25 protein-coding genes, 1 tRNA gene, 1 pseudogene and 1 riboswitch are annotated in these 24169 nt (G+C 61.5%); of the genes and pseudogenes, 10 read left to right on the top strand and 17 right to left on the bottom strand.

What is annotated here, in order from left to right; genetic code table 11:
• Window positions 1–237 precede the first annotated feature (237 nt).
• Window positions 238–1004 (top strand): IS5 family transposase gene (locus PAF12_RS01690; protein WP_271108289.1). Its coding sequence is split into 2 segments (ribosomal slippage): window positions 238–562 and window positions 562–1004, totalling 768 coding nucleotides; the frame shifts between segments, so codons are not numbered across the junction.
• Window positions 1005–1193: 189 nt separating this feature from the next.
• Here the strand turns inward: PAF12_RS01690 and PAF12_RS01685 are convergent.
• From PAF12_RS01685 to PAF12_RS01675, 3 genes are all read right to left on the bottom strand, one after another.
• Window positions 1194–2060, bottom strand: coding sequence for a glycoside hydrolase family 19 protein (locus tag PAF12_RS01685; protein WP_271108288.1), 867 nt, complete (start codon window positions 2058–2060; stop codon window positions 1194–1196).
• 72 nt (window positions 2061–2132) lie between these two features.
• A complete protein-coding gene (locus PAF12_RS01680) occupies window positions 2133–2498 on the bottom strand; it encodes a hypothetical protein (RefSeq protein ID WP_271108287.1) in 366 nt (121 codons plus the stop codon).
• Window positions 2498–2980, bottom strand: a complete 483-nt coding sequence (locus PAF12_RS01675; protein ID WP_271108286.1) for a hypothetical protein — start codon at window positions 2978–2980, stop codon at window positions 2498–2500. Before PAF12_RS01675 ends, PAF12_RS01680 begins: the two co-directional genes overlap by 1 nt.
• 983 nt (window positions 2981–3963) lie before the next feature.
• On the opposite strand from PAF12_RS01675, the gene PAF12_RS01670 reads away from it, so the two are divergent.
• Both PAF12_RS01670 and PAF12_RS01665 read left to right on the top strand, forming a co-directional pair.
• Window positions 3964–4751, top strand: a protein-coding gene (locus tag PAF12_RS01670) for an IS5 family transposase (protein WP_173485039.1) whose coding sequence is annotated in 2 segments (ribosomal slippage) — window positions 3964–4303 and window positions 4303–4751 — 789 coding nt in all. Because the reading frame shifts where the segments join, the coding sequence is not laid out codon by codon here.
• A gap of 100 nt (window positions 4752–4851) precedes the next feature.
• Window positions 4852–5563: pseudogene (locus tag PAF12_RS01665) on the top strand (IS5 family transposase); the annotation flags it as partial.
• Here the strand turns inward: PAF12_RS01665 and PAF12_RS01660 are convergent.
• The 3 genes from PAF12_RS01660 to PAF12_RS01650 all read right to left on the bottom strand — a co-directional run bounded on the left by PAF12_RS01660 (window position 5503) and on the right by PAF12_RS01650 (window position 7581).
• The gene (locus PAF12_RS01660; protein ID WP_271108285.1) at window positions 5503–6477 is read right to left on the bottom strand and encodes a glycoside hydrolase family 3 protein; all 975 of its coding nucleotides are present in this window, start codon (window positions 6475–6477) and stop codon (window positions 5503–5505) included. The pseudogene PAF12_RS01665 and the gene PAF12_RS01660 sit on opposite strands and share 61 nt — an antisense overlap.
• Window positions 6474–7154 carry an SPOR domain-containing protein gene (locus PAF12_RS01655; protein WP_271108284.1) on the bottom strand — a complete coding sequence of 227 codons (681 nt, stop codon included), beginning with the start codon at window positions 7152–7154 and terminating at the stop codon, window positions 6474–6476. Before PAF12_RS01655 ends, PAF12_RS01660 begins: the two co-directional genes overlap by 4 nt.
• 351 nt (window positions 7155–7505) lie before the next feature.
• Window positions 7506–7581: transfer RNA gene (locus PAF12_RS01650), tRNA-Ala, on the bottom strand.
• 103 nt (window positions 7582–7684) lie between these two features.
• Here PAF12_RS01650 and PAF12_RS01645 point away from each other — a divergent pair.
• Window positions 7685–8890: an NAD(P)/FAD-dependent oxidoreductase gene (locus PAF12_RS01645; protein ID WP_271108283.1), complete on the top strand. Its 1206-nt coding sequence runs from the start codon at window positions 7685–7687 to the stop codon at window positions 8888–8890.
• Window positions 8887–9471, top strand: a complete 585-nt coding sequence (rsmD, locus tag PAF12_RS01640; protein WP_271108282.1) for a 16S rRNA (guanine(966)-N(2))-methyltransferase RsmD — start codon at window positions 8887–8889, stop codon at window positions 9469–9471. Before PAF12_RS01645 ends, rsmD begins: the two co-directional genes overlap by 4 nt.
• 99 nt (window positions 9472–9570) lie before the next feature.
• On the opposite strand, the gene dapD is transcribed toward rsmD, so the two are convergent.
• Complete coding sequence (gene dapD / locus PAF12_RS01635; RefSeq protein WP_271108281.1) at window positions 9571–10395, bottom strand: 2,3,4,5-tetrahydropyridine-2,6-dicarboxylate N-succinyltransferase; 825 nt, start codon at window positions 10393–10395, stop codon at window positions 9571–9573.
• 95 nt (window positions 10396–10490) lie between these two features.
• Here dapD and PAF12_RS01630 point away from each other — a divergent pair, with 95 nt between their 5' ends.
• Entirely contained in the window at window positions 10491–11318 is an 828-nt protein-coding gene (locus PAF12_RS01630; protein WP_271109625.1) for a TIGR00730 family Rossman fold protein, read from the top strand.
• A gap of 48 nt (window positions 11319–11366) precedes the next feature.
• Here PAF12_RS01630 and PAF12_RS01625 read toward each other — a convergent pair whose 3' ends face one another.
• From PAF12_RS01625 to argC, 5 genes are read right to left on the bottom strand one after another with little or no spacing between them, the layout of a single operon-like run.
• Window positions 11367–11864, bottom strand: coding sequence for an RNA pyrophosphohydrolase (locus tag PAF12_RS01625; protein ID WP_271108280.1), 498 nt, complete (start codon window positions 11862–11864; stop codon window positions 11367–11369).
• Window positions 11864–13327 (bottom strand): S41 family peptidase, encoded by a 1464-nt coding sequence (locus tag PAF12_RS01620; protein WP_271108279.1) that lies wholly within the window; start codon window positions 13325–13327, stop codon window positions 11864–11866. The genes PAF12_RS01625 and PAF12_RS01620 overlap by 1 nt, the downstream gene beginning before the upstream one ends.
• The gene (locus tag PAF12_RS01615; RefSeq protein WP_271108278.1) at window positions 13324–14517 is read right to left on the bottom strand and encodes a murein hydrolase activator EnvC; all 1194 of its coding nucleotides are present in this window, start codon (window positions 14515–14517) and stop codon (window positions 13324–13326) included. Before PAF12_RS01615 ends, PAF12_RS01620 begins: the two co-directional genes overlap by 4 nt.
• Window positions 14514–16040, bottom strand: a complete 1527-nt coding sequence (gene gpmI / locus PAF12_RS01610; protein ID WP_271108277.1) for a 2,3-bisphosphoglycerate-independent phosphoglycerate mutase — start codon at window positions 16038–16040, stop codon at window positions 14514–14516. Before gpmI ends, PAF12_RS01615 begins: the two co-directional genes overlap by 4 nt.
• Window positions 16037–16954: an N-acetyl-gamma-glutamyl-phosphate reductase gene (argC, locus tag PAF12_RS01605; protein WP_271108276.1), complete on the bottom strand. Its 918-nt coding sequence runs from the start codon at window positions 16952–16954 to the stop codon at window positions 16037–16039. The genes gpmI and argC overlap by 4 nt, the downstream gene beginning before the upstream one ends.
• A gap of 157 nt (window positions 16955–17111) precedes the next feature.
• On the opposite strand from argC, the gene PAF12_RS01600 reads away from it, so the two are divergent.
• Window positions 17112–17804 (top strand): glutathione S-transferase family protein, encoded by a 693-nt coding sequence (locus PAF12_RS01600; protein WP_271109624.1) that lies wholly within the window; start codon window positions 17112–17114, stop codon window positions 17802–17804.
• A 9-nt stretch (window positions 17805–17813) separates the two neighbouring features.
• Here PAF12_RS01600 and aroC read toward each other — a convergent pair whose 3' ends face one another.
• On the bottom strand, window positions 17814–18914 hold the full coding sequence (gene aroC, locus PAF12_RS01595; RefSeq protein ID WP_271108275.1) for a chorismate synthase: 1101 nt from the start codon (window positions 18912–18914) through the stop codon (window positions 17814–17816).
• A gap of 96 nt (window positions 18915–19010) precedes the next feature.
• A riboswitch (TPP riboswitch) is annotated at window positions 19011–19108 on the top strand.
• Between the two features lie 29 nt (window positions 19109–19137).
• Between aroC and thiB the strand changes: the two genes are divergently transcribed.
• The 3 genes from thiB to PAF12_RS01580 are packed head-to-tail and all read left to right on the top strand — an operon-like array spanning window position 19138 to window position 22323.
• The gene (thiB, locus tag PAF12_RS01590) at window positions 19138–20115 is read left to right on the top strand and encodes a thiamine ABC transporter substrate binding subunit (RefSeq protein WP_271108274.1); all 978 of its coding nucleotides are present in this window, start codon (window positions 19138–19140) and stop codon (window positions 20113–20115) included.
• On the top strand, window positions 20091–21644 hold the full coding sequence (locus PAF12_RS01585; RefSeq protein ID WP_271108273.1) for a thiamine/thiamine pyrophosphate ABC transporter permease ThiP: 1554 nt from the start codon (window positions 20091–20093) through the stop codon (window positions 21642–21644). Before thiB ends, PAF12_RS01585 begins: the two co-directional genes overlap by 25 nt.
• Window positions 21631–22323 carry an ATP-binding cassette domain-containing protein gene (locus PAF12_RS01580; protein WP_271108272.1) on the top strand — a complete coding sequence of 231 codons (693 nt, stop codon included), beginning with the start codon at window positions 21631–21633 and terminating at the stop codon, window positions 22321–22323. The genes PAF12_RS01585 and PAF12_RS01580 overlap by 14 nt, the downstream gene beginning before the upstream one ends.
• On the opposite strand, the gene PAF12_RS01575 is transcribed toward PAF12_RS01580, so the two are convergent.
• The 4 genes from PAF12_RS01575 to PAF12_RS01560 all read right to left on the bottom strand — a co-directional run bounded on the left by PAF12_RS01575 (window position 22311) and on the right by PAF12_RS01560 (window position 24091).
• A complete protein-coding gene (locus PAF12_RS01575) occupies window positions 22311–22655 on the bottom strand; it encodes a DUF2794 domain-containing protein (protein WP_271108271.1) in 345 nt (114 codons plus the stop codon). The genes PAF12_RS01580 and PAF12_RS01575 overlap by 13 nt on opposite strands.
• 26 nt (window positions 22656–22681) lie before the next feature.
• Entirely contained in the window at window positions 22682–22966 is a 285-nt protein-coding gene (locus PAF12_RS01570) for an I78 family peptidase inhibitor (protein WP_271108270.1), read from the bottom strand.
• Window positions 22966–23253 (bottom strand): I78 family peptidase inhibitor, encoded by a 288-nt coding sequence (locus tag PAF12_RS01565; protein WP_271108269.1) that lies wholly within the window; start codon window positions 23251–23253, stop codon window positions 22966–22968. Before PAF12_RS01565 ends, PAF12_RS01570 begins: the two co-directional genes overlap by 1 nt.
• 166 nt (window positions 23254–23419) lie before the next feature.
• A complete protein-coding gene (locus PAF12_RS01560) occupies window positions 23420–24091 on the bottom strand; it encodes a TetR/AcrR family transcriptional regulator (RefSeq protein ID WP_271108268.1) in 672 nt (223 codons plus the stop codon).
• Between the last annotated feature and the right edge of the window lie 78 nt (window positions 24092–24169).

The raw sequence follows: 24169 nt of genomic DNA, 5'->3' as shown, positions 1-24169 counted from the left end.
GAGGAGAGAGATCACAACGCATAACTATGAACGCTGATGGCTTCCGACCGAAATCCAGCAACGCCGATGACGGAGAAATCGGCAGGTATTTCCTACCTCAGGAAGCGGAATGGAAACACACAGCATCGGCAAAAGTCGGCTTTGAGACCATATTGCGCAATGCTCTAGGTTCTGAACCCATAAACAGGATTCCGCTCAAGGTTTATTCATGCTTCACTCTCTTTGATAGAGGTGAGCATGGCATGTTTCGATCTGACGGACTTCGAATGGGCAGTGATCCAACCGCTTCTGCCCAACAAGCCGCGCGGTGTAGCACGGGTGGATGATCGGAGGGTGCTCAACGGTATCTTCTGGGTGTTGAGGACCGGATCGCCCTGGCGTGATCTGCCCGGGCGATATGGTCCCCACACCACTGTCTACAACCGCTTCAACCGTTGGGCAAAGGCCGGGGTCTGGCTGCAGGTCTTTGAAACCCTTGCCGAGAAATCCCCCGACAGCATGCAGTTCATCGACAGTTCGATCATCCGGGCTCACCAGCATGCGGCCTCGGGTAAAAAGGGGGCGAAGATCACGCCATCGGTCGTTCTCGTGGCGGACTGAGCACCAAGATCAACGCCATGGTCGACCATCGCGGCCTGCCGGTGGCGATCACGCTGTCGCCGGGGCAAGCCTCCGACAAGGTCGCGGTCGCCGATCTGTTGGCTGCGCATCCCGCGCCCGGTGATGTGGTCGCCGATCGCGGTTATGATGCCCGGGCCATCCTTGAACTGATCTCCGCACATGGCGGACGGGGGCATATCCCCACGCAGCGCGACCGGAAGATCCAGCGTTCCGTCGATCAGAGGCTCTATCGCCAGCGTAACCTCGTCGAACGGTTCTTCAACAAGCTCAAACACTTCAGAAAGATCGCTACCCGATACGAGAAAACAGCGCGAAACTACCTCGCTGCCATACTACTCGCATCCTCACGACTATGGATGCGGTTTTATGAGTCCGCTTCCTAATGCCCAGCTCGCAATCCGCAGCCCAAAACGTGCCAATATCTAAGGAGCAGCCTCACCGTTGTCACTGAGCGCCGGCAGCGCGTCCGGCCCGCCCGACGTACTCGAACTTGTAGGAGAGCGCTTGGAAGAACTGCTTTCCGATTGGGGCGACGAGCCGTATAGCATCCAGCGCCGAGTCCCCGCGGCTTGTCAGTCCGCATCCCCATGCACTTCGTCGTAGCCGAGCAGCCGAACGTCGGACGGGTCCTCGGCGATGAGGTCGCCGTAATCGGCCGACCGCTCACCCAACTCGACGTCCGGTCCGTCGTAGATCGAGACGGGCGATGCTGAGCGGGTGCGCTCGGACAGTTCCTCCAAGCTCATGTCGAGCAGGTCGCCGTCGGCGGAGCGCCTCGCGTCCTCCATGTCGCGCAGCGCCCGCTCGACGTCGCGCTGGTTAGCGGGCCCGCCCACGGCTTGGCGCAGGAAGCCATAGAAGTTGAGAGCGTAGCCTTGGATCAACTCCCATTTGTCCAGACCATTGACGATCCGCCGCGCGTTCTTCCAGTCGGACTTTGTCGCGGTGAAGTGCCGCTCCAAGTTGTGGCCCGGCACAAAGATGCCCACCAGCATGCCCACGATCATCACCTTGACCGAGACGTCCATGCGCAGCAGCAGCCTCGGCTCGTCGTATAGCGCGTCGCCCAGCCCGATCATCTGCCCAGCCTTCTTGTAGTTGTGGCCCCAGGTCAGCTGCACCAAGCCGCGGCCGAAGTAGCTGTGCCCGTTGGCGTGCGGCAGCGCGTAATTAGTCTTGATGCGTCCTTGGTTGTAGAGCCGCGCGACCGCGCGCACTGAGCACGGGTCGTCGGGGCAGAAACCCTCGCGCACAGGCTGCATACGGCGACCAGTTTCGTGGAAGGCCGTCGCCATGATATACGCGAGCCAACGCAGGTCCGTGAGCACCGAGCGGCTGTCCCAGAAATCAAGGATCGCCTCGTAGCCATCAACCTGCGACTGGAGCAACTTGCCGTAGACCTCTCGATAGGCGATGTAGAAAGTCTTGCGGTCAATCATGGCTTCGCTCCTCGTTGCTAGTTTCCATAAACTCGATTTATCCCACGTCGGCGTTATTAGGAAGCAGGGCGCCTAAACAACAAGTCCCGGCACCGGCAAATTACCCAATCCTGCCTTGGAAAATAGCTCGTTAACTGCTCCCCAAAGCGTTTTAGCGATTGCATTCCATGCATTCTGGAGCGTCAGTACAGTAAGGTTCGCAACGGCTTGAGCAAAGTTTCTTGCGGCATCCTCGAACTGTTCGATTAGAGTTTCAAAAATCGGATCCCCTTGAGGCACTTCCCCGCTCAACTTTAGCTGGGCCAAAAGCGCGGCTTGACGCGCCAATTTCCTGCCTTGAGATTTATGGAAATTACTCAATGTGTCCCAGTCATCATTCAGCGATTCCTTCACCTTGGAGTAGATATCATCGGCAACTTTATCCAATTCGATGCTCATCAGATCCCTCCCGCGCTGACTGCAAGTGCGGCCTCTACGGTCAGCGCTTGCTCTATCGAAATATTGAAAAGGTTTCTATAGTTTTCGGCTAAAACTGGTCCGAGTCCGAGGCGCTCATGGGCATTTCGCATCTCGGAAATGCTTTTTCTTGCCTCTTTTAAGGCAGACGGCGTCACAACCAAAAAACAGGCTCGAGGATCGTCAGCGGGCACATCCTCGCTTTCGCGGCAGAGGTCCTGTATCCGTTCGCGGCCGACGATTCTGTTTATAAGACGCTCCGAAGTTTCAGGTTGCGGCCGTGCCTCAACTTGCAGCAAAACAGCTGATAGACCGCCAAGAACTTCATTATATGTAGGCTCCAAAGATGCGAATTCTGCAGCGGAGGAGCCACGCTCAACTGTCGCAAATAATACCTGCGCCTGATCATTGGTCTCTTCTATCTTCTCGATTATTTTGGCGTCAAATTCCGGAAAAAGGCTCACTGTGCAAGAGTTTAGAAGTACCAACGAAAGTAACAAAAATAATAACCTAAACATGAAATTTCCCTAGGATTTTTGTTATTAGGTCTAGAAGGCGAGTTTAACTGCCCTTTGAACTTGATTCAAATGAAGTTCGATTCTATTCGAATATTAGAACTTCCACTGTTCCCTTGTAAAGGAAAAATTAAGTTTTTCTACGATGAACCTCAGGTGTACCTCAAAATCCCGTGCAAGCTTTTTCGAGGCCCTCGAGACCTTGCCTCAGGAAGCATAGAGACCTGTGCGCTAAACGGGCTCCGGTTTCGGCTGGATGGCACTGTCAGAACAAAAATGCCTGATGTAACTATTCTTTTGCTCAAAATTTTACTGTCCGGTACAAACTCTTTATTCACTTGATTGTTGTCAAGCATCACAACGCGAAATCCACTCAAATTTCTATTAAGAACTCTAGCAGATCGGTTTTCTCTGACAACTCCCATGCGCTGCTCAGAGCGCTGGAGCAGTGGGGCCATGAAAACCCTCATATCTTCAAGTGCATTACGCCAATCCGACGCCTCCCACGCCCAATCCGAAACGGACATGAATTCATCCCGCCACAAGACAGAAATTGGATCAAATCTTCATCACAAGGGCAATTGTAGTACTAGGCATTATCAGATTAGCAAAGAATGCTAAGATATTGTTGTGGAGCATATGCAGACGTCGTTGAGTTTGTTGCATGAAAGCGAGTTAATTAGGAGAAGGTTAGTGATGTTGAGGTGCAATCATATTATAAGCGCGCATTTTCTCCGATGCTCTGGAGATTGCTCATTTCGGCATGACGCCCAACAGCGGGGCAAGACTCCGAAATGGTTCGGCTGAGAATTGCTAATGAGCCTCTGTCGGATCTATCATCTCCCTTTGAAGTGGTCCGTCGTTATGATTAGGTCGTGTTGACAAAAGGGATTCACATCAGGCTTTGAGCATGATTCAAGCTGGCATCTGCGATGGAGACCAGCTTGGCACGAGACCTTATGTCGGACGAGGAATGGACGTTCTTTGAGCGCTTCATCCTCGCCGTCCGCGCCCCGAACGGGCGTAAACCCACCAACCACCGCCTCGTTCTTGATGGGATTTTCTGGATTGCCCGAACCGGGGCGCCTTGGCGCGATCTTCCCGGGGAGTTCGGCAAGTGGTCGAGCGTCTATCGGCAATTCCGGCGCTGGACGTTGGCCGGGCTCTGGGAGGACATCATGGAGGCACTGAACCAGAGCGGAGCTGTGCCAAGCGCCCTGCAGATGATCGACAGCACCGTAATCCGCGCCCACCATCAGGCAGCGGGCGCTAAAGGGGGACTCCACGACAGGGTTTCGGCCGTTCTCGAGGTGGCTTTACGACCAAGATCCACCTCCTCGTCAATGCACACGGGCTTCCCATGAGGACAGAGATCACGCCAGGCCAGACGTCGGACTATCTCGGCTTCGATCTGGTGATGGCGGATAATCTGCCCCGCCCGAGCGTGCTGCTCGCGGATCGCGGCTACGATGCAGACAAGATCAGAGACGGCATGGAAGCGCGCAACGTCCTGCCCGTGATCCCGATGCGAAAGTCCCGCAAGAAGCGGATTGGTGTCGATCGCTCGCTGTATCGCCTGCGTAATCTGGTCGAACGCTGCTTCAACAAGCTCAAGAACGCCAGGCGTGTCGCGACCCGCTACGACAAGACGGCGGAAAGCTTCCTCGGCTTCATTGACATCACGTCGATCCGTCTCTGGATCCGCCATTTGTCAACATGACCTAGGCTCCAGGCCCATAGATTTTGGCTGTCTGCCGTGATTCAGGCTCTGCAAGGAGACCTGATTGATGAGCAATCTTTTCTGGCTGACGGATGAATGAATGGAGCATCTGCAGCCGTATTTCCCGAAGTCCCACGGCAAGCCCCGTGTTGATGATCGACGCGTGTTGAGCGGCATAATCTTCATCAATCGCAATGGTTTGCGGAGGTGCGATGCACCCGGGAGTACGGACCCGCCAAGACGCTCTACAACCGCTGGAAGCGCTGGAGCGAGAACGGCGTCTTCGCCCGGATCATGATGAGCCTGGCTGCCCAAGGACCTGCACACAAGACGATCATGATCGACGCGACTTACCTGAAAGCGCACCGCACCGCCTCCAGCCTGGCGGTTAAAAAGGGGAGCGTGCTCGCCAGATAGGTCGCACGAAGGGCGGCATGAATACCAAACTGCACCCCGCCACCGATGCGAAGGGCCGCCCTATCCAGTTTTCATCTGCCGGGCAAGTCAGCGATTACAAAGGTGCGGCGGTGCTGTTGAGCAGCCCACCGAACGCCGATTAGTTAATGGTAGACCGGGGCTATGATGCCGACTGGTTCAGAGACGCCTTGAAAGACAATAGGATACGGGTCTGAATCCCCGGTCGGAAGTCCCGCAAGAAGTCCGTCAAATACGACAAGCGTCGATACAAACGCCGCAACCGTATCGAGATCATGTTCGGCAGGCTCAAGGACTGGAGACGGGTGGCGACCCGCTACGACTGCTGCCCGGAGACCTTCTTCTCAGCCATTCTTCTCGCCACAACCGTCCTCTTCGCGCGCAGGCGGAGTGCATCATCGCCACGGCGCTGCGCGGCTGATGTCATCGCGCCTGCATTCGCCACGACCTCCTCCATCTCGCCCATATCGCCGTGGCAATGCAGGATCAGATCGCAACCCGCCGCAATCGCCGCAGCGCTGCGTTCGCCGATACTGCCGCTCAGACCGTTCATCGAGATGTCGTCGGTCATCAGCAGCCCGTCAAAGCCGATCTCATCGCGGATGATCCCGATCATGCGGGCGGAGGCGGTCGCCGGGGCATCGTCCAGTTCCGTGAACCGGATATGCGCGCTCATCCCCAGGGGCAGATCGTTCAGGGCGCGGAACGGGGCGAAATCTGTGTCGGTCAACTCAGCCAGCGGCGCGGCGACAGCGGGGGTCTCGAAATGGCTGTCGACGCGCGCCCGGCCATGACCCGGCATATGCTTCATCACCGGCAGTACCCCGACTTGCAACAGCCCCTCTGCCACGGCACGGCCATGCGACACGACATCCGCGACATTCCGGCCAAGGCAGCGATTTTGCAGAAACGGATGGGTTTCGTCGGAGGCGATATCAAGCGTCGGCGCACAATTGCTGTCGATGCCGACCGCGCGCAGTTCCTGCCCGATCAGCCGATAGCGCAGACGCAGCGCCTTCGCTCCGTTTTCGGCGTCCTCAAGCGGCGGTGTCCACTCGGCCCAATGCGGCGCGCGCATCCGCTGTACCCGTCCGCCCTCCTGATCGATTGTGATCACAGCGTCCCGTCCGACCGCATCGCGCAGATCGCCGGTCAGGCGGCGAAGCTGGTCCGGGGTTTCGATATTCCGGGCAAACAGGATGAACCCCCAAGGATCGGCCGAGCGGAAGAAATCCCGCTCGGCCCTGGTGAGTTCGGTGCCCAAAAGCCCGAATATGGCAGCAGTCGTCATTGCGCGGTGGCGGGGTAGCAATCCGTGCCTTCCGCGATCAGCGCGGCGCAGAAGCGGCGGGCATCGTCGCGTGAATCGAAGCCTGCGACGCGGAGGCGGTAGAAGGTCCGGCCGTTCCGTTCCGTCGTCTGGACAACCGGCGATTTGCCGGAGAAGAGCGACGAGAAGCGGCCCGAAATCCGTCCCCATTCGCTGTTCGCGATAGAGCCGGAATCGAATGCACCGATCTGAACCAGCGGCGCGCCGGAGGCGACCTGTGCCGGGGCGGGTTCGGGCGCTTCGGCCTCTGCCACGGCCTGCGGGGCCTCCTCGGGACGTGCGGCGGGGGCGGCCTCGGCGGTTTCGGTTGCGGCAACGGTTTCGGTCGCAGTTGCAAGCGCGGCCTGCGCACGCGCGGCGATGGCCGCCGGGCGGCGTGCCGGGCGGGTCGCGGCAATTGCGGCAACCGGGGCGGCTTCAGCGGCAGGTTCGTCCATCATCTCCGCCGCCTGATCCTCGGCACCGACGATCCCGAGTTCGGACAGGGCAGCCGTATCCTCGCCAATAATTTCCGCTGCAAGCCCGGAGGCGGCGTCGGCATCGGACACCGCAACAATGGTCGATTCCGGCATCGGCGGCGCGACATCTTCAGCCATCGCATCAAGGGCTGCCGCATTCGCCAGCTCACCCATCGGCATATCGTCGTCTTCCAGCCCGGTCGGTGCCGGGGCGATGGCAATCTCGGCGTTCGGGGGGGCAATGATTAAGAACGAGTCCTGACCCTACGTTTTTTCCAGCCCAGCCAATAGTCGCGTCAGCGACATTAGAAGAAGCTTCAAAATCCCTCAGACGATCCCGCATTGTATGGCGGAAGCTGTGCATGGTTTGGCCTTCTTCGGCAAGCTGATTGATTTCTTAGTCGAGAAATGCGTGCTTGCTCTATAGATGGAATCTGCGTGGGGCAAAAGGGTGGGGAAAGTGTGTGGGGAAGCTCCGACGAAGAGAAATTTAGTATAATAAAATCAATAATTTATGATCATGCTATAAACTGGTGGAGCCAAGGGGAGTCGAACCCCTGACCTCATCATTGCGAACGATGCGCTCTACCAACTGAGCTATGGCCCCATAGGGGGCGATATGTGACAGGGCGCGCTGCTTTGTCAAGCTGCGAACGCGTTGGACTTGCGGCAAACTCTTCAGCAGGTCATGAGAGGGCTGAAAGGGGCGGATGATGAAGATACTGATACTCGGCGCAGGACAGGCGGCGGTTTCGATGGCTGCAAAGCTGCGTGGGCTGGGACATAACGGCCAGATCACGATCATCGGCGATGAGGCGGCGGCACCCTATCAGCGACCGCCGCTGTCGAAAGCCTATCTGCTGGGCCAAATGCCGCAGGAGCGGCTGATGCTGCGCGGCCCCGATTGGTGGGCGGAGCAGGACATTGAGTTGCTCACCGGCACCACGGCACAGCATATCGACACTGCGTCGAAAACCGTCATGACCACGGCAGGGCCAGTCGCTTACGATCAGCTTGCCCTGACACTCGGCGCGACGCCCCGTCAACTTCCGGACGAAATCGGAGGGGCGCTTGGCGGCGTTCACACGATCCGCAACCTCGCCGATATTGCGCGATTGCAACCCGAATTGACGCCCGAACGCCGCATGGTTGTGATTGGGGGCGGATATATCGGGCTGGAGGCTGCAGCCGTGGCCAGAAAGCTCGGGCTTGAGGTCACGCTGATCGAGGCCGCCCCGCGTATTCTTGGCCGCGTCGCTTCGCCCGAGACCGCAGCCGCGATCCGTGAACTGCATCTGGCGCATGGTGTGGAAATCCTGGAATCGACCGCCATCTCCCGGCTTGAGGGCGAGGGGCGGGTTCAGGCCGTGTCTCTGGCCGATGGTCAACAGATTGCCGCCGAGATCGTGGTGGTCGGGATCGGCGTCTCGCCCGAGACAGCGCTGGCAGAAGCAGCGGGGCTGGCGATTGACAACGGTATCGCCTGTAATTCGCAGGGCCGGACATCGGACCCGGCCATCTGGTCCGCCGGCGATTGCGCATCCTTCCCGTGGCAGGATCAACGGATCAGGCTGGAAAGCGTCGGAAACGCCATCGACATGGCGGAATGTGTCGCCGCGAATATTCTCGGTGCGGGACAGGATTACGCCCCGAAACCGTGGTTCTGGTCGGATCAGTATGACGCCAAATTGCAGATCGCAGGGTTGAACGGCGGTTACGATCAGATCGTCACGCGGCACGGAGAGAGCCCGCATTCGGCCTCCTTCTGGTATTACCGGCAAGGTCGGCTGATTGCCATCGACGCCCTGAACGACGCCCGGGCTTACATGGTCGGCAAGCGGCTGATCGAAGCAGGCAAGACAGCATCCCCTGAACGCGTCACCGACCCCGCAACCGCGCTGAAAGACCTGCTGTGAGGATTATTGGCGGAAGACTGCGCGGGATGAAACTGGCCGAACTCGGTGCCGGGGATCAGCAGGCACATCTGCGACCGACCTCTGACCGGGTTCGGGAGGCGATGTTCAATCTGCTGATCAACAGTATCGGGCTGGAACTGGACGGTATCCGGGTGCTTGACCTGTTTGCCGGGACCGGCGCGCTCGGGCTCGAAGCCCTGTCCCGCGGGGCCGCTCGCATCGCCTTTGTGGATGACGGTGCGAAGTCACGCGCCCTGCTGCGCGAGAATATCGAGAAGGCGCGCGCTATGGGCAGCACCGATGTCTGGCGGCGGGATGCCACAAGGCTCGGCCCCAATCGCAGCGCAGGTTACGGCCTGATCTTCATGGATCCGCCCTATGGCAAAGCTCTGGGCGAGGCGGCGCTCCGCTCGGCTGAGGAGGGAAACTGGCTGGCCGATGACGCGGTCATCGTCTGGGAGGAGAGCAACCCGCCCGAACAGCCCGCCGGGTTCCGGCTTCTCGATCAGCGACGCTACGGCGACACTCTGGTGACGGTGATGAGACATGAAAAAGGGGCGCTCGCGCCCCCTCTGGCCTGACGGCCATTCACCCCCTGAGGATATTTTATCCGGGTGAAACGCATTTTCATCCTGGCGCAAATATCCTCGGGGGTCCGGGGGCCGAGGCCCCCGGCGCGATCAGTCGCGCAGCAATTCGTTGACCGAGGTTTTTGAGCGGGTCTTTTCGTCCACGCGTTTCACGATCACGGCGCAGTAAAGATTCACCCCGTTCTTCGACGGCATTGAGCCGGAGACCACGACCGAACCCGCAGGGACTTCACCATAGGACACATTGCCGGTCTCGCGATCCACGATCTTGGTCGACTGGCCGAGGAAAACCCCCATGCCGATGACCGAACCTTCGCGGACGATCACGCCCTCCACCACCTCGGAACGGGCACCGACGAAGCAGTTATCCTCGATAATCGTCGGGCCGGCCTGCATGGGTTCAAGCACGCCGCCAATGCCGACGCCGCCCGAGAGATGCACATTCTTGCCGATCTGCGCGCAGGAGCCGACAGTGGCCCAGGTATCCACCATCGTGCCCTCGTCGACATAGGCACCCAGATTGACGAAGCTCGGCATCAGCACCACGCCCTTGGCGATGAAGGCGGATTTGCGCACGACGCAATTCGGCACGGCGCGGAAACCAGCGGCGCGCCATTGGTTGTCGCCCCAGCCCGCGAATTTGCTGTCGACCTTGTCCCACCAGCCGCCACCCTGGGGGCCACCCGACTGCATCTCCATATCCTTGATGCGGAAGCCCAGCAGCACGGCTTTCTTGGCCCATTGGTTCACATGCCAGTCATTGCCGCGCTTCTCCGCCACGCGCAGTTTGCCGCTGTCGAGCGCGTTCAGCGTGTCCTCGATCGCCTCGCGGGTTTCGCCCGTCGTGGCCGGGGTGATCGTATCGCGGGCCTCCCAGGCCGCCTCGATGGCGTTTTCAAGCGCGTCATTCGACATTCCGTTCTCCTCACTCAGGGTAGAAACTCTTGCTCATGCGCTATAAGCGGGAGGAACCCACGGCGCAATGCGCCCCGACCGATCCAGAGGCCGAGATGACCGACGAAGACAGCCGCGCCCATCCGTTTCCGCACAGCCGTGAGGACGCGAAAGCGGCGAAACAGATCCCCGACACACCCCAGACCCGTGCCCCGGCCTATGAGCTGGCCTTTGCGGATACGGATTTCCTGCTGCGGGAAGAGCTGCGCCCGGTTCGGCTGCAACTCGAATTGCTGAAACCGCAGATGATCCTTGACGAGCGGGGGGTGGAATCAACTGTCGTCATGTTCGGCGGCGCGCGCATTCCTGCCCCGGAACACAAGGATCAGGCCCGCACGGAGACCCTCGCCGAGCTGTCGAAATATTACGAGCAGGCCTACCGCTTCGCCCGGATCATGACCGAACGCAGCCTGCAGGCCTATGGGCGCGAATTCGTCATCTGCACCGGCGGGGGGCCGGGCGTGATGGAAGCCGGGAACAAGGGCGCGGACGAAGCAGGCGGCCAGTCCATCGGTCTGGGCATCGTTCTGCCGCATGAGCAGGCGCCGAACGAATATGTCACGCCGGATCTGTGCTTCAACTTCCACTATTTCGCCATCCGCAAGATGCATTTCCTGATGCGCGCCCGCGCGATCACGGTCTTTCCCGGCGGTTTCGGCACGCTCGATGAATTATTCGAGACGCTGACCCTGATCCAGACCGGGCGGATGAAACCCGTCCCGATCCTGCTTTTCGGCAAGGAGTTCTGGGACCGGATCATAAACTGGCAGGCACTCGCCGATGCGGGCACAATCGGTGCGGAAGATCTGAAGCTGTTCAGCTATGTTGAAACTGCGGATGAGGCAGTCGACATCATCGACCATTTCGATCCGGATAGTTGCTGATAAGGCACGGGCGGGCTGCGGCCCGCCTGCCCTACACCCGTTCCGGCGTCAGGCGAGGCGGTCGCGGAACGTCGCCAGCACCTGTTCATAAACGGCACGCTTGAACGGGACGATCTTCGCGATCAGATCGTCCGCGCGCATCCACGCCCATTTGTCGAATTCGGGGTGTTCGGTTTCGATATTCACCTGATCGTCAGAGCCGGTAAAGCGCATCAGCACCCATTTCTGGCACTGACCGCCATATTTACCCTTCCACACCTTGCCAAGCAGTTCATCCGGAAGGTCGTAATAGACCCAATCCGGCGTCTCCGCGATGACCTCGACCGTGTCGGCGGGCAGACCCGTCTCCTCGCCCAGTTCCCGCAATGCGGCCTCCAGCGGGGTTTCGCCCTTGTCGATCCCGCCTTGCGGCATCTGCCAGGCATGGCCGGGATTGTCGATCCGCTGCCCGGCAAAAACCAGCCCGTCGGCATTCACCAGAACCACCCCGGCGCAAGGCCTGTAGGGCAGACCGGACGGGCCGAGACGCGCACTGCCATCGGCCATTATTCGGCCCCTTCTTCCGCAGGAGCCTCTGCGCCCGACGTACTATCCTCGACCGGAGCCGCCTCCGTTCCCGAGCCTTCGCCGGTCACAGCCGGGGTTGCGGCCACAGAAACGTCATCAGCGTTGAAATCGACCGCCGCGAGGCCCTTAAGGATGTCGATGGCATAGGCGAGCTGGTAATCCTCTTCCCGCAGCTTCGCGGTCGCCTCAACTTCCGCGGCCTCTTCCTCAAGCTGGCGCTTTTCTTCGTCGGAATAGCTGTCGTTGTTCAGCGCCCCACGCAGATCCGCCTCCGAGCTGAGGAAGCTCGATTCGGTGCGCGGCGCATCCTCATCCCCGTCCTCCGCCGGACGGCGGGCGGGTTGGGCCACGATGATGTCGGGGTTGATCCCGAGCGCCTGGATGGACCGCCCGGACGGCGTGTAATACCGCGCCGTGGTCAGCCGCATGGCGCTGTCGGAGGTCACGCGCAGAACCGTCTGGACCGAGCCTTTCCCGAAGGATTTTTCGCCCACGACGATTGCCCGACGATGATCCTGCAACGCGCCGGTAACGATCTCCGACGCCGAGGCGGAACCACGGTTGATCAGCACCACGATCGGCTTGCCTTCCGCCAGATCACCGGGACGGGCGTTCCAGCGTTCGCTCTCTTCCGGCGTGCGGCCACGGGTCGACACGATCTCGCCCCGCTCAAGGAACGCGTCGGAGACATAAATCGCCTGATCCAGCAGCCCGCCGGGGTTATTGCGCAGGTCGAGCACGATGCCGGTGATATGGTCGATCCCGCCGACCTCCTCGACCGCGCTCGCCAGTTCTTCCTCTAGCGAGGAGATCGTCTCATCGTTGAAGGTCGCGACGCGCAGCACAACCGCATGACCTTCGACACGGCCCTTCACCGCCGTCAGCTTGATCGTGTCGCGCACGATTTCGATATCAAACGGCTCCTGCTCGCTTTCGCGCAGAATGGTGATGGTCACCTCCGACCCGACCGGGCCGCGCATCAGATCGACCGCCTGATCGAGTGTCAGCCCCATGGTCGGCTCGCCGTTGACATGGGTGATGAAATCGCCCGCCTCGACACCCGCCTCATCTGCCGGCGTGTCGTCCATTGGCGAGATCACCTTGACCAGACCGTCTTCCTGCCCGACCTCGATCCCCAGCCCGCCGAAGCTGCCGCGGGTCTGCGTCTGCATGTCCTCATAGGCATCGGCCGACAGGAACGATGAATGCGGGTCGAGCGATTGCAGCATGCCGTTGATCGCCGCCTCGATCAGCTCTTTCGGTTCAGTTTCCTCGACATACTGGCTGCGGACCTGCTCGAACACATCCCCGAACAGATCGAGCTGTTCGTAAACCGAGCTGTTCTTGCCCACGTCCTGCGCCGAAAGCGGCCCCGCAAGCTGTGAGGTGAGCAGCAGCCCTGCCAGAGTGCCACCGACGCCTGCAATCAGATAATGCTTCATTGAGAATCCGCCTGTTCGTTTGCCGTTATGTCTGCGCTTTCTACGATATGGTTGAGCACGAACCAATCCGCCGGGTCCAGCGTTTCCTTGCCCCGTCGGAGTTCCAGATACAGCGTTTCACTCTGATCTGCATCCTCTCCGGTCGATGCGTTCACCACAAATTCGATGCCGAATTCCTGCGCCGAGGGCTCAGTGCCGCCCATCAGCCCTACCGGCTCACCGGCGGCCAGAACATCCCCGACCTCTCCGAAAACCTGCGCCATGCCCGCCATGATCAGAAGATAATCCTTCGCGGGTTCGAGTATCATCACATTCCCGTAATCCAGAAGCGGCCCGCGATACCGGATCGTCGATGTCCAGGGCGCGGTCACCAGCGATGCGGGGGCGGCTGCAATGACCAGACCCGGCCGCCGGATACCAGCCGCGTCCGTCTCGTTATACCGGCGCAGAACCTGCCCGACGACCGGCAGGCGCAGCGATCCCTGTGCGCCCTCGAAATCCGAAATCGGCGCACCGACATCGGATTGCAGATCGGCCAGCCCCTCGGCAAACGCATCCAGCGTCGCCGCCGACGCCTCAAGCGCCTGCAATTCTTCCGGGTTCTCACCGAATCGTTTCGGCATGGTGGAGCGGTCCTGAACCGCGCTCGCCAGTAGCCGCCGCGCCTCCTGCACCTGCCCGAAGCCCTCGGCCAGCGTATTCGCCGCATCCTCCTGCAGCTTCCGCACCTCGGCGATTTCGTCGAGGTTTTTCTTCAACGCATCCGCCTCTTCCCGCAGACCGGGGACGACACTGGACAGGATCATCCCGGAGCGCGCCGTCGCCTCCGGTCCCGCAGGATGCAGCAGCATCAGAGTCTCGGGCGATTTTTCCATCGCCGCCATCACCCCAAGGATCGAGGAAAGCTGATCCCGCCGTGTCTCCCACTCCGCCCTGATTTCACGCTCACGGATGCCTGCCTGCCGCAGCCCGGCACGCATCGCCGCAAGCCCGGTCTCGTAGGCGTGGATCATATCGGTCAGCGCCGTGACCTGATCGTCCTTGCTTAACGCCTCATCCAGCTGGCTGGCCGCCTCGCGCAATTGATAGGCTGCCCGCGCCGCGTCCTCGCCAGCGCTGGTCTGCGCCTGCGCCGCCCCGAGCGAAAGCCCGAAAGCGAGTAACGACGGAAGGGCAGTCCTCAGCCTCATGCGTCCCCGATCAGGCTCTTGCCGGTCATCTCGGCAGGTTTGTCCAGACCCATCAGCGCAAGAACCGTCGGCGCGACATCGGCCAGCCGCCCGCCGGGGCGCAGATGCCGACCCTCCGGCCCGCCAACCACGATGACCGGCACCGGGTTCGTCGTATGCGCGGTATGTGGCCCGCCGGTTTCCGCATCAACCATCGTCTCGCAATTTCCATGATCGGCAATAATCACCGCCGCACCGCCCGCCTTTTCCAGCGCATCGAGCGCCCGGCCCAGATTGCGGTCAACCGCCTCGCACGCCTTCACGGCGGCCTCCAGGCTGCCGGTGTGACCAACCATGTCGGGATTCGCGAAATTCACGACGATGAGGTCATAGCCGTCCTCAATCGCTTTCACGAAATGATCGCCCACCTCATCCGCCGCCATCTCCGGCTGCATGTCATAGGTCGCGACCTTCGGGCTGGCGGGCATATGACGATCCTCGCCCTCCTCCGGCGCTTCCTTGCCACCGTTCAGGAAGAACGTCACATGCGGATATTTCTCCGTCTCCGCCAGCCGGAACTGACGCAGCCCCTTGGCCGCGACCCAGGCACCCAGCGTGTTTACGACCTGCTGCTTGGGATAGGCGCTGGTCATGTACTCGTTATGCTTGTCCGAGTAGTCGACCATCCCCAGCAGCGCCGCCCATTCAGGCCGCTTGCCGGTCTCGAACGCATCGAAACCGGGCTGACCGATAGCCGCCAATATCTCACGCGCCCGGTCGGCACGGAAGTTCAGGCAAAAGAGGCCGTCCCCGTCCTTCGCCCCGGTATAGCCGTCAATCACCGTCGGCTGGATGAACTCGTCGGTTTCGCCCCGCTGATAGGCCGCTTCGACGGCGTGGGCAGCGTCCGCTGCCGTCTCGCCCTCAGCTCCGATCATCGCGGCATAGGCGCGGCTGACCCGGTCCCAGCGATTATCGCGATCCATTGCGAAATAGCGCCCGTTGACGGTCCCGATCCGCGCATTCTTCGGTAGATTGCCCTGCAACTCCGTCACGAAGCCGAGCGCCGATTTCGGGGCAACGTCACGCCCGTCCGTCACCGCATGAAGCACGACCGGCACGCCCTTTCTGGTCACGGCATTTACCGCCGCGATCACATGCTGGATATGGCCATGCACCCCGCCATCGGACACCACGCCCATCAGATGCGCCGTGCCGCCGCTGGCCTTCAGCTTTTCGATGAAATCGCCAAGACCGGTATTGTCGTAGAAACTGCCATCCTCGATGGCGAGGTCGATCTGGCCCAGATCCATCGCCACGACCCGGCCCGCGCCGATATTGGTGTGGCCGACCTCCGAATTGCCCATCTGCCCTTTCGGCAGACCGACATCCGGGCCGAAGGTAATCAGCGTCTCATGCGGACATTCCGCCATCAGCCGGTCATAGCTCGGCGTATTGGCCTGATCGGGTGCGCTCTGTTCAGGCCGCTCAGAGATCCCCCAGCCATCCAGAATGCACAGAACAACAGGTTTCTTGCCGCTCACAGCCCTGCCCCCTCATCTATCCCCAGCATGATATTCAGGTTCTGCACCGCAGCCCCGGAGGCACCCTTGCCGAGATTGTCCAGCACGGCAACCACGACCGCGCATCCCGCAGCGTCATCACCATGGACCGAAATATCCAGCATATTGGTGCCGTTCAGCGCTGTCGGATCGACCCTCGCGCCGACCTCTTCGGCCTCGCGAACCCGCACGAATTCAGCGCCCGCATAGCGCTCCGCCAAGGCCGTATGAAGCGATGACAGCGTCCGCCTGCCACCCAGATGCAGCGGCAGCGACACCGCCATGCCTTGCGCGAAATTGCCGACAGACGGTGCAAAGACAGGCTGAACGCCAAGCCCGGTCAGCGCCATGATCTCCGGGATATGCTTGTGGCTCTGCGCCAGCGCATACAGGAACGCATCCGGCGCGGTCCCGGCCTCATATTCCCCGATCAGCGCATTGCCGCCGCCGGTATAGCCTGAGACGGCGTTGATCGAGACAGCCTCCTCCGGCGCAATCAGACCGGCATCGACAAGCGGCCGGATCATCGCGATGGAGCCGGTGGCGTAGCAGCCCGGATTGGCCACATAGCGCGCCGCCGCCGTCTGCTGGCGCGCCTCCGGCGTCAGTTCGGGGAAGCCGTAGACCCAGCCCGGGCTGACCCGATGCGCGGTCGAGGCGTCGATCAGCCGGACGGAAAGACCGGCGGTCATCGCAACGGCTTCCCGCGCCGCGTCATCGGGCAGGCACAGAATGGCAATATCCGCCGCCTCGAAACAGGCGCGCCGCGCATCGGCGTCCTTTCGCAGGGCATGATCGATGCGGATCAGATCGATATCGTCGCGCCCTTCCAGCCGGTCGCGGATCTGAAGCCCGGTCGTCCCGGCCTCGCCGTCGATAAAGACCTTGTGTGACATGCCCACCCTTTCCTACTTCGGCCTATCACATAACCCCCCGGCCCCGCAGGGGCAATGCGGCGGGAGCTTGCCGGCGGTCAATCGCGCGGAGTTGAAACGCACCAGCCGATTCGCTTATCAGGGCGATATGAACGATACGCTCACACCGAACGCCGCCATGCCTCGCGCCTCCACCAGCCACCAGCCCTCGCGGCTGTATCATTCGCCGCTGTCGCCCTTCTCCCGGAAGGTGCGGCTGGTGCTGGCCGAAAAGCGGATCGAGGTGGAACTGGCGGAGGAGCGTTACTGGGAACAGAACCCCGAACTCTATCGCCGCAACCCGGCGGGGAAAGTGCCTGTGCTGCGCCATGACGGCATGCTTCTCGCCGAAAGTCAGGCGATCTGCGAATATCTGGACGAAACCATCCCGAACCCACCCTTGATGCCGGAAAACGCCGCAGCAAGATATGAGGTTCGCCGCCTATGCGCCTGGTTCGACGACAAATTCAACACCGAGGCGACACGGCCCGTGCTGAACGAACGCGTGTGGAAAAAGGTCCAGAAAACCGGCTATCCCGACAGCCGCGTGGTCAAGGCCGGGCTGGCGGCGATCAAGTTCCATATCGACTACATGCACAGCCTGCTGGAGGCGCGGCGCTGGCTGGCTGGCCCGTCGCTGAGCCTCGCGGATTTCACCGCCGCCGCGCATTTTTCATGCCTCGACTATATTTCGGACGTGGACTGGAACCGCTCCGATCTGGTGACGCAGTGGTATGCGACGATCAAATCCCGCCCGGCATTTCGCGGCGTGCTGGCCGACCAGATACCGGGGCTGCACCCGGCACCGCATTACGCACTGCTGGATTTCTGAGCGACCGCCTCAGCCGATCCGGCCACGCTGACCGCCGGTCTGGGCGCGGTCCAGCAGCAGGTGATCAAGCACCACGCAAGCTGCCATCGCCTCTGCCACCGGCACGGCACGGATGCCGACGCAAGGGTCGTGGCGGCCCTTCGTGATCAACTCGATCTCCTCGCCCGACTGGTTGATCGTCCGTCGCGGCGTCAGTATCGAGGAGGTCGGCTTGACCGCAAATCGCACCACAATGTCCTGCCCGGTCGAAATCCCGCCCAGAATCCCCCCGGCATGGTTCGACAGATATTCCGGCCCGTCCGGCCCCATGCGGATTTCATCGGCATTCGCCGTCCCGGTCAGCGCAGCCGCCGCCATCCCCTCGCCAATCTCCACACCTTTCACGGCATTGATCGACATCATCGCCGCCGCCAGATCGGTGTCGAGCTTGCCGTAAACCGGCGCACCGAGACCCACGGGGCAGCCCTGGATCAACACTTCAACCGCCGCGCCGACGCTGTTCTGCGCCTTGCGGATGCCGGTCAGATAATCCTCCCACGCCTGCGCCGCATCCGCATCGGGCAGGAAAAACGGATTATCCCGGATCGCCGCCGTGTCGAATTTCGCCCGATTGAGCCGCATCTCGCCCATCTGGACCATATAGCCGGTCACCGACACGGCGGGCGCAAGATCGCGCAGCGCCGCAACCGCAACCGCCCCGGCGGCCACCCGCGCCGCCGTTTCCCGCGCGCTCGACCGGCCGCCGCCGCGATAATCGCGGATACTGTATTTCTGGTGATAGGTGATGTCCGCGTGCCCCGGACGGAACGAGGTCGCGATTTCGCCGTAATCCTTTGACCGCTGATCGGTATTCTCGATCATCAGCATGATCGGGGTGCCGGTCGTCCGCCCCTCGAACACACCGGACATGATCCTGACCCGGTCGGCCTCCTGCCGCTGCGTGGTGTTTTTCGACGTGCCGGGACGGCGGCGATCCATGAAGGGCTGGATCCAGTCCTCGCTCAGCGCCAAACCCGGCGGGCACCCGTCGATAACCGCGCCGAGGCCCGGCCCGTGGCTCTCGCCCCAGGTGGTGACGCGGAAAACATGACCGAAGCTGTTGAGGCTCATCGCGGATCTCCTTTGCGCTTCTGGTTATCCGCCACGGGGGCCGACAGCAAGCGCCCGCGATCGGGGGTTGCAACCGCCCGAATGTTTGCGCATGTTGGCTGAGCCTCGGGGAGCCTTTGGCTGAGACGCAATCTTGCGGACCCGTAGAACCTGATCCGGCTAACACCGGCGGAGGGAAGGTTTCGCTGCCCTTTCTTTCCGTAATTCATAGAAGGAGGAAGCGATGAAGAATTCCGTTCTGGCCCTGCTGCTGATGACCACGCCCGCAATGGCGGCGGGTCCCGAGTTCACCGTTTACGCCCCCGATTACTTCGCCTCCGAATGGGGACCCGGCCCGAAGATCAAGGAAGGGTTCGAGGCGATCTGCGACTGCGACCTGAAATTCGTGACCGGCGACGTGCTGCCCCGCATCCTGCTGGAAGGCGAGCAGACAGCGGCGGATGCGGTCATCGGCCTGAACACCGATGTCACGAAACGCGCCCGCGAAACCGGGCTTTTCGCGCCGCATAACGAGGATCTGTCCGGGCTGACCCTGCCGGTCGAATGGACCGACGATGTGTTCCTGCCCTTCAACTGGGGCGAAACCGCCTTCGTCTATGACAACACGCGGCTCGAAAATCCGCCCGCGAGTTTCGACGAATTGCTGAACGCGCCGGACGATCTGAAAATCGTCATTCAGGATCCGCGCAGCTCGATTTCCGGCCTTGCCCTGCTGCTCTGGGTGAAATCCGTATATGGCGACCGCGCGACCGAGGCGTGGGAGAAGCTTCAGCCGAAAGTGCTGACTGTGACTGCAGGATGGTCGGAAAGCTACGGCATGTTCACCGATGGCGAGGCGGATATGGTCCTCAGCTACACCACCTCACCCGCCTATCATATCGGTGCCGAACAGGATGAGACCAAGCAGGCCGCGATCTTCCCCGAAGGCCATTATTTCATGGTCGAACTTGCCGCCCAGCTTGCCACCAGCGATCAGCCGGAACTGGCGCAGAAATTCATGGACTATATTCTGTCCGAAGACTTCCAAGGCATGATTGCCGAGGCAAACTGGTCCTATCCGTCCAAGCTGCCCGCCGATCAGTTGCCGGATTACTTCGCCGCCCTGCCCCGGCCCGACAAGACGATATTCCTGAATGAAGACGATGCCGAGGCATTGCGCAAACCGGCACTCGATGAATGGCTGAACGTCTTCGCGCGCTAGGCGCGGACCCGGCAGGCACGCTGGCCGCGGGCGCGCTCGTCGCGCTCGTGCTGGGAACGCTCGGGGTTGTCGCGGTCTATTCCGGCGGCTTCGGCGGGCTGGAGGTCTGGGACTGGCGCGCCGTCTGGTTCACGCTGTGGCAGGCGGTCGTCTCCGCCACCGTCTCCGCCGGTCTGGCAATCCCGGTCGCGCGGGCCTTCGCACGGCGCAGATTTCCGGGCCGGACGGTGCTGATTACCGTTATGGGCGCCCCTTTCATCCTGCCGGTGATCGTCGCCATCATGGGGCTCGTCACCGTCTTCGGGCGCAGCGGTCTGGCGAATGACCTGCTCGGCTGGTTCGGCATCGCGCCGGTCTCGATCTATGGCTGGCAGGGCGTCATCCTCGCCCATGTGTTCTTTAACCTGCCGCTGGCGATCCGCATGATCCTGCATGGCTGGCAGGCCATCCCGTCAGAGCGTTTCCGGCTGGCGGAATCGCTGGGCTTCTCGCCCGCCGATACCGGACGGCATCTGGAACGGCCCATGCTGCGTGACGTGCTGCCGGGCGCCTGGCTGGCCGTGTTCCTCGTCTGCCTGACCTCGTTTGCCGTGGCGCTCGCCCTAGGCGGCGGACCACGCGCCACAACGGTCGAGCTGGCGATCTATCAGGCGTTCCGATTTGATTTCGACATGGGCAAGGCGGCAACGCTGGCGCTTATTCAGGTCGCGCTGTGCCTGCTCGCCCTCGCGCTGTCATCGCGGGTCGCCATCCCCGCCGGGTTCGGCGCGGGCATGGACCGCGACGCCCCGATCCGGGGGCCACGCGGCTGGCGTGTCGCGGCAGACGCCGCCATGATCGCGCTCGCCGCCGCCTTCCTGCTGCTGCCAATGCTGTCCGTCATACTGCAAGGCGCGCCGCGCATTGCCGCCCTGCCCGGCCCGGTCTGGGAGGCCGCCTTCCGCTCCATCCTCATGGCGCTGATATCCGCTTTCCTGACCCTTGCGCTGACGCTGTCGCTCGCCCTGTCAATCGCGCGCGGTCGCCGCTGGATCGAGATCACCGGGATGCTGCCCCTCGTCGCCTCGCCACTGGTGCTTGGCACCGGGCTGTACCTGCTGCTGCGCAATGTTGCTTCGCCTTCGGAGCTTGCCTTGCCGGTCACGGTCATCATCAATGCCGTCATGGCGCTGCCTTTTGCGCTGCGCATTCTGCTGCCCGCTGTGTATGCGCTGTTTACAGATTACGGACGGCTTGCGGCCTCGCTGAACATGCGGGGTTTCGCCCGGATGCGCTACCTGACCCTGCCCCGCCTCGCCCGGCCCCTGGGCTTCGCAGGCGGGCTGTCGGCGGCGCTCGCAATGGGCGATCTGGGTGTGATCACACTCTTTGCAGACAGCGAAAACCCGACCCTGCCGCTGAAACTCTACCAGCTCATGAACAGCTACCGGATGACCGACGCAGCCGCCTGCGCCGTGATTCTGATGGCGATCAGCTTCGCCCTGTTCTGGGCGTTCGACCGGGGAGGCCGCCTGAATGCTGAGATTTGACAACGCCGAAACCCAGCTTGGCGAGTTCCGCCTGAGCGCCGATTTCACCGTCGAGCCGGGGGCCAAGGTCGCCGTTATCGGCCCGTCCGGCGCGGGCAAATCCACGCTTCTGGGCATGGTCTCCGGCTTCGTTCCGCTGTCGTCTGGTCGTGTGCTGTGGAACGGTCAGGATCTTGGCCGCCTCGATCCCGGCGCTCGTCCGGTGTCGGTCCTGTTTCAGGACCAGAACCTGTTCCCGCATCTGAGCGTCGCGCAGAATGTCGGGCTGGGCCTGCGCCCGGATCTGCGGCTGTCGTCGGAACAACACGCGGCGGTCGCCAAAGCCCTCGCCGATGTCGGGCTGAGCGGAATGGCGGAACGCAAACCCGCAGCCCTCTCCGGCGGGCAGCAAAGCCGCGTGGCGCTTGCCCGCGTTGCCTTGCGCGCGCGCCCGATCCTTCTGCTGGATGAGGCGTTCTCCGCCCTTGGCCCGGCGCTCAAGGCCGAGATGCTGGAACTGCTTGGCCGCATCGCACAGGAAAGCGGCGCGACCGTGCTGATGGTCACCCACGACCCCGACGACGCCCGCGCCTTCGCGCCGGAGACGATCGTCGTCACCGAAGGCCGCGCCTCCGCGCCGACAGCAACCGGCAGGCTGCTGGACAACCCGCCCGAGGCGCTTGCCGCCTATCTGGGCTGATCGACGGCCCGGATCAGCTTGCGGTCGAACACCCGCATCACCTGTTTCAGATCATGCCCGCGTTTGAGAATACGTCCGTCCATCGCAATCACCGCATACATCCCTTGCGCGCCGCGCAGCCGGGGGCGTTTCTCCACCCGGTAAATCGGCGTCTCCGCGCTGTGGCGGAAGATGGAAAACACCGCCACATCCCGCAGAAACGCCATCGCGTAATCCCGCCACTCCCCGGCCGCGACCATCCTTCCATAAACCGACAGGATCGCGCCGAGTTCTTCGCGATCAAAAGCGATCCGGTCATTTTGGGAGGAGATCGGGTGCTGCGGGTTTTGCATGATTTGATCGTGACACTCTCTCGCGTTCAGAAGCAAGAGACTTTGGTGATAACGCCGTCCTCGTCATATTCGACATTCAGCCGATCCGGACGATAATCCGCCGTCACCGCCGTCTCGGGACCGATCAGCCGCGCCTTGCCGAGGGCGCCGCCACCCAGAATCGCACGGTTCAGACCGATCAGCTTCTGATGTTCCGACGCGCCACAGGCGTCCGAAGGCGGGGGCGGTTCCGGCTGTCCGGGTTCAGGCTCCGAAGTGCATGCCGCCATCGCCACAATCACCGGCAACGCCGCGATCCATCCGCGCGCCATCAGCCGCAATCCACGCCAGAGATATTGCCCGCCGCATCCAGCCTGATAACCAGCCGGTTCGGATCGTAATCCTGCGGCTCGATCCCGCGATATTCAACCACGCGATAGTCCCGCGAAATCCCAAGCGTCGGAATGACACTGCCCGGCTGCCCGATCTGGCCGGCATAGGTGCTGGCCTTGCAAAGGTCGGGCTTGCGTTCCACCAACCCGCTATCGGCAGCGGTCGGCAGAGGCTCGATCCCCACGGGCTGCACCGGCATCTCGCTCACCGGGGCCTGTGCCATCATGCAACCGGAGAGTGAAATTGCCGCAGCAAAAGGCGCGGCTATCCTGAAAATTGTCTTCATTGGCTTCTTTCTGTCCCGTTTTCATGTCCTGCATCACGGCCCCGCTTTGCCGGGGACCTTGACCGAAGCTTACGCGTATTACCTGCGGCTGTTAAGCACACATCGGCTACGGCGTTGTCACATCTGCTTCATGCGAGGCTGCCCCTTGCGCGGCAGGCGTACCATAGGCGCGCAGAAATACGTCGACCGCGTTATTGACCGTATCGCGGATCATATCGTCATCGACCGCACGGCGCCCCATCAGCATCACCCGATCTTTCACCCGGGCAGAGTTCAGATGCACGAAACTATCCGCCACCAGATCGAGATCCGTGAGATCCTGCCGCAGCATCCCGTCGTGCTGCCATTGCCGGAACCGCCCGACAAGCGCCTCCAGAAGCGCTTTCGGGCCTATTTCATAATATTCCTTGGCCAAATCAGGAAAGCGCGCCGCCTCTGCAATCGACATGCGCAACATGCATATACCGAAATCCGAAGTCAGATGACTGGCGATCAGATGCCCGGTGAAGCGCAATACCTGCGCCATCGGCAAATCCAGATCTCCAACCGCCGAGCAATCTATCCGCTCGCGCAGCAACTCCGCCCGGAACACGGCCTTATACATAACCTCCTTATCGGGGAAATAGCTGTAGAGCGTCGCCTTCGACACGCCAGCCGCACGGGCGATATCGTCAACGCTCGCCCCTTCATAACCTTCGCGCATGAAGACGCCGCGCGCGCCCTCAATGACCTGATCGAATTTTCGCCCTCGGGTTATCGTTTTCTTTTTTTCAATCATTACACAGACACACCAATCATCGAAGAAACTCGCCCATATTCCACATAGAGAGCAAATCCGACAAGACCGTTAATTGGC

It is taken from the genome of Paracoccus sp. SCSIO 75233, assembly GCF_027912675.1.
In the GTDB taxonomy this organism is placed as follows: domain Bacteria; phylum Pseudomonadota; class Alphaproteobacteria; order Rhodobacterales; family Rhodobacteraceae; genus Paracoccus.
Note: the sequence above shows the minus strand (reverse complement) of the source record. Positions and strands in the feature narration are given on the sequence as shown.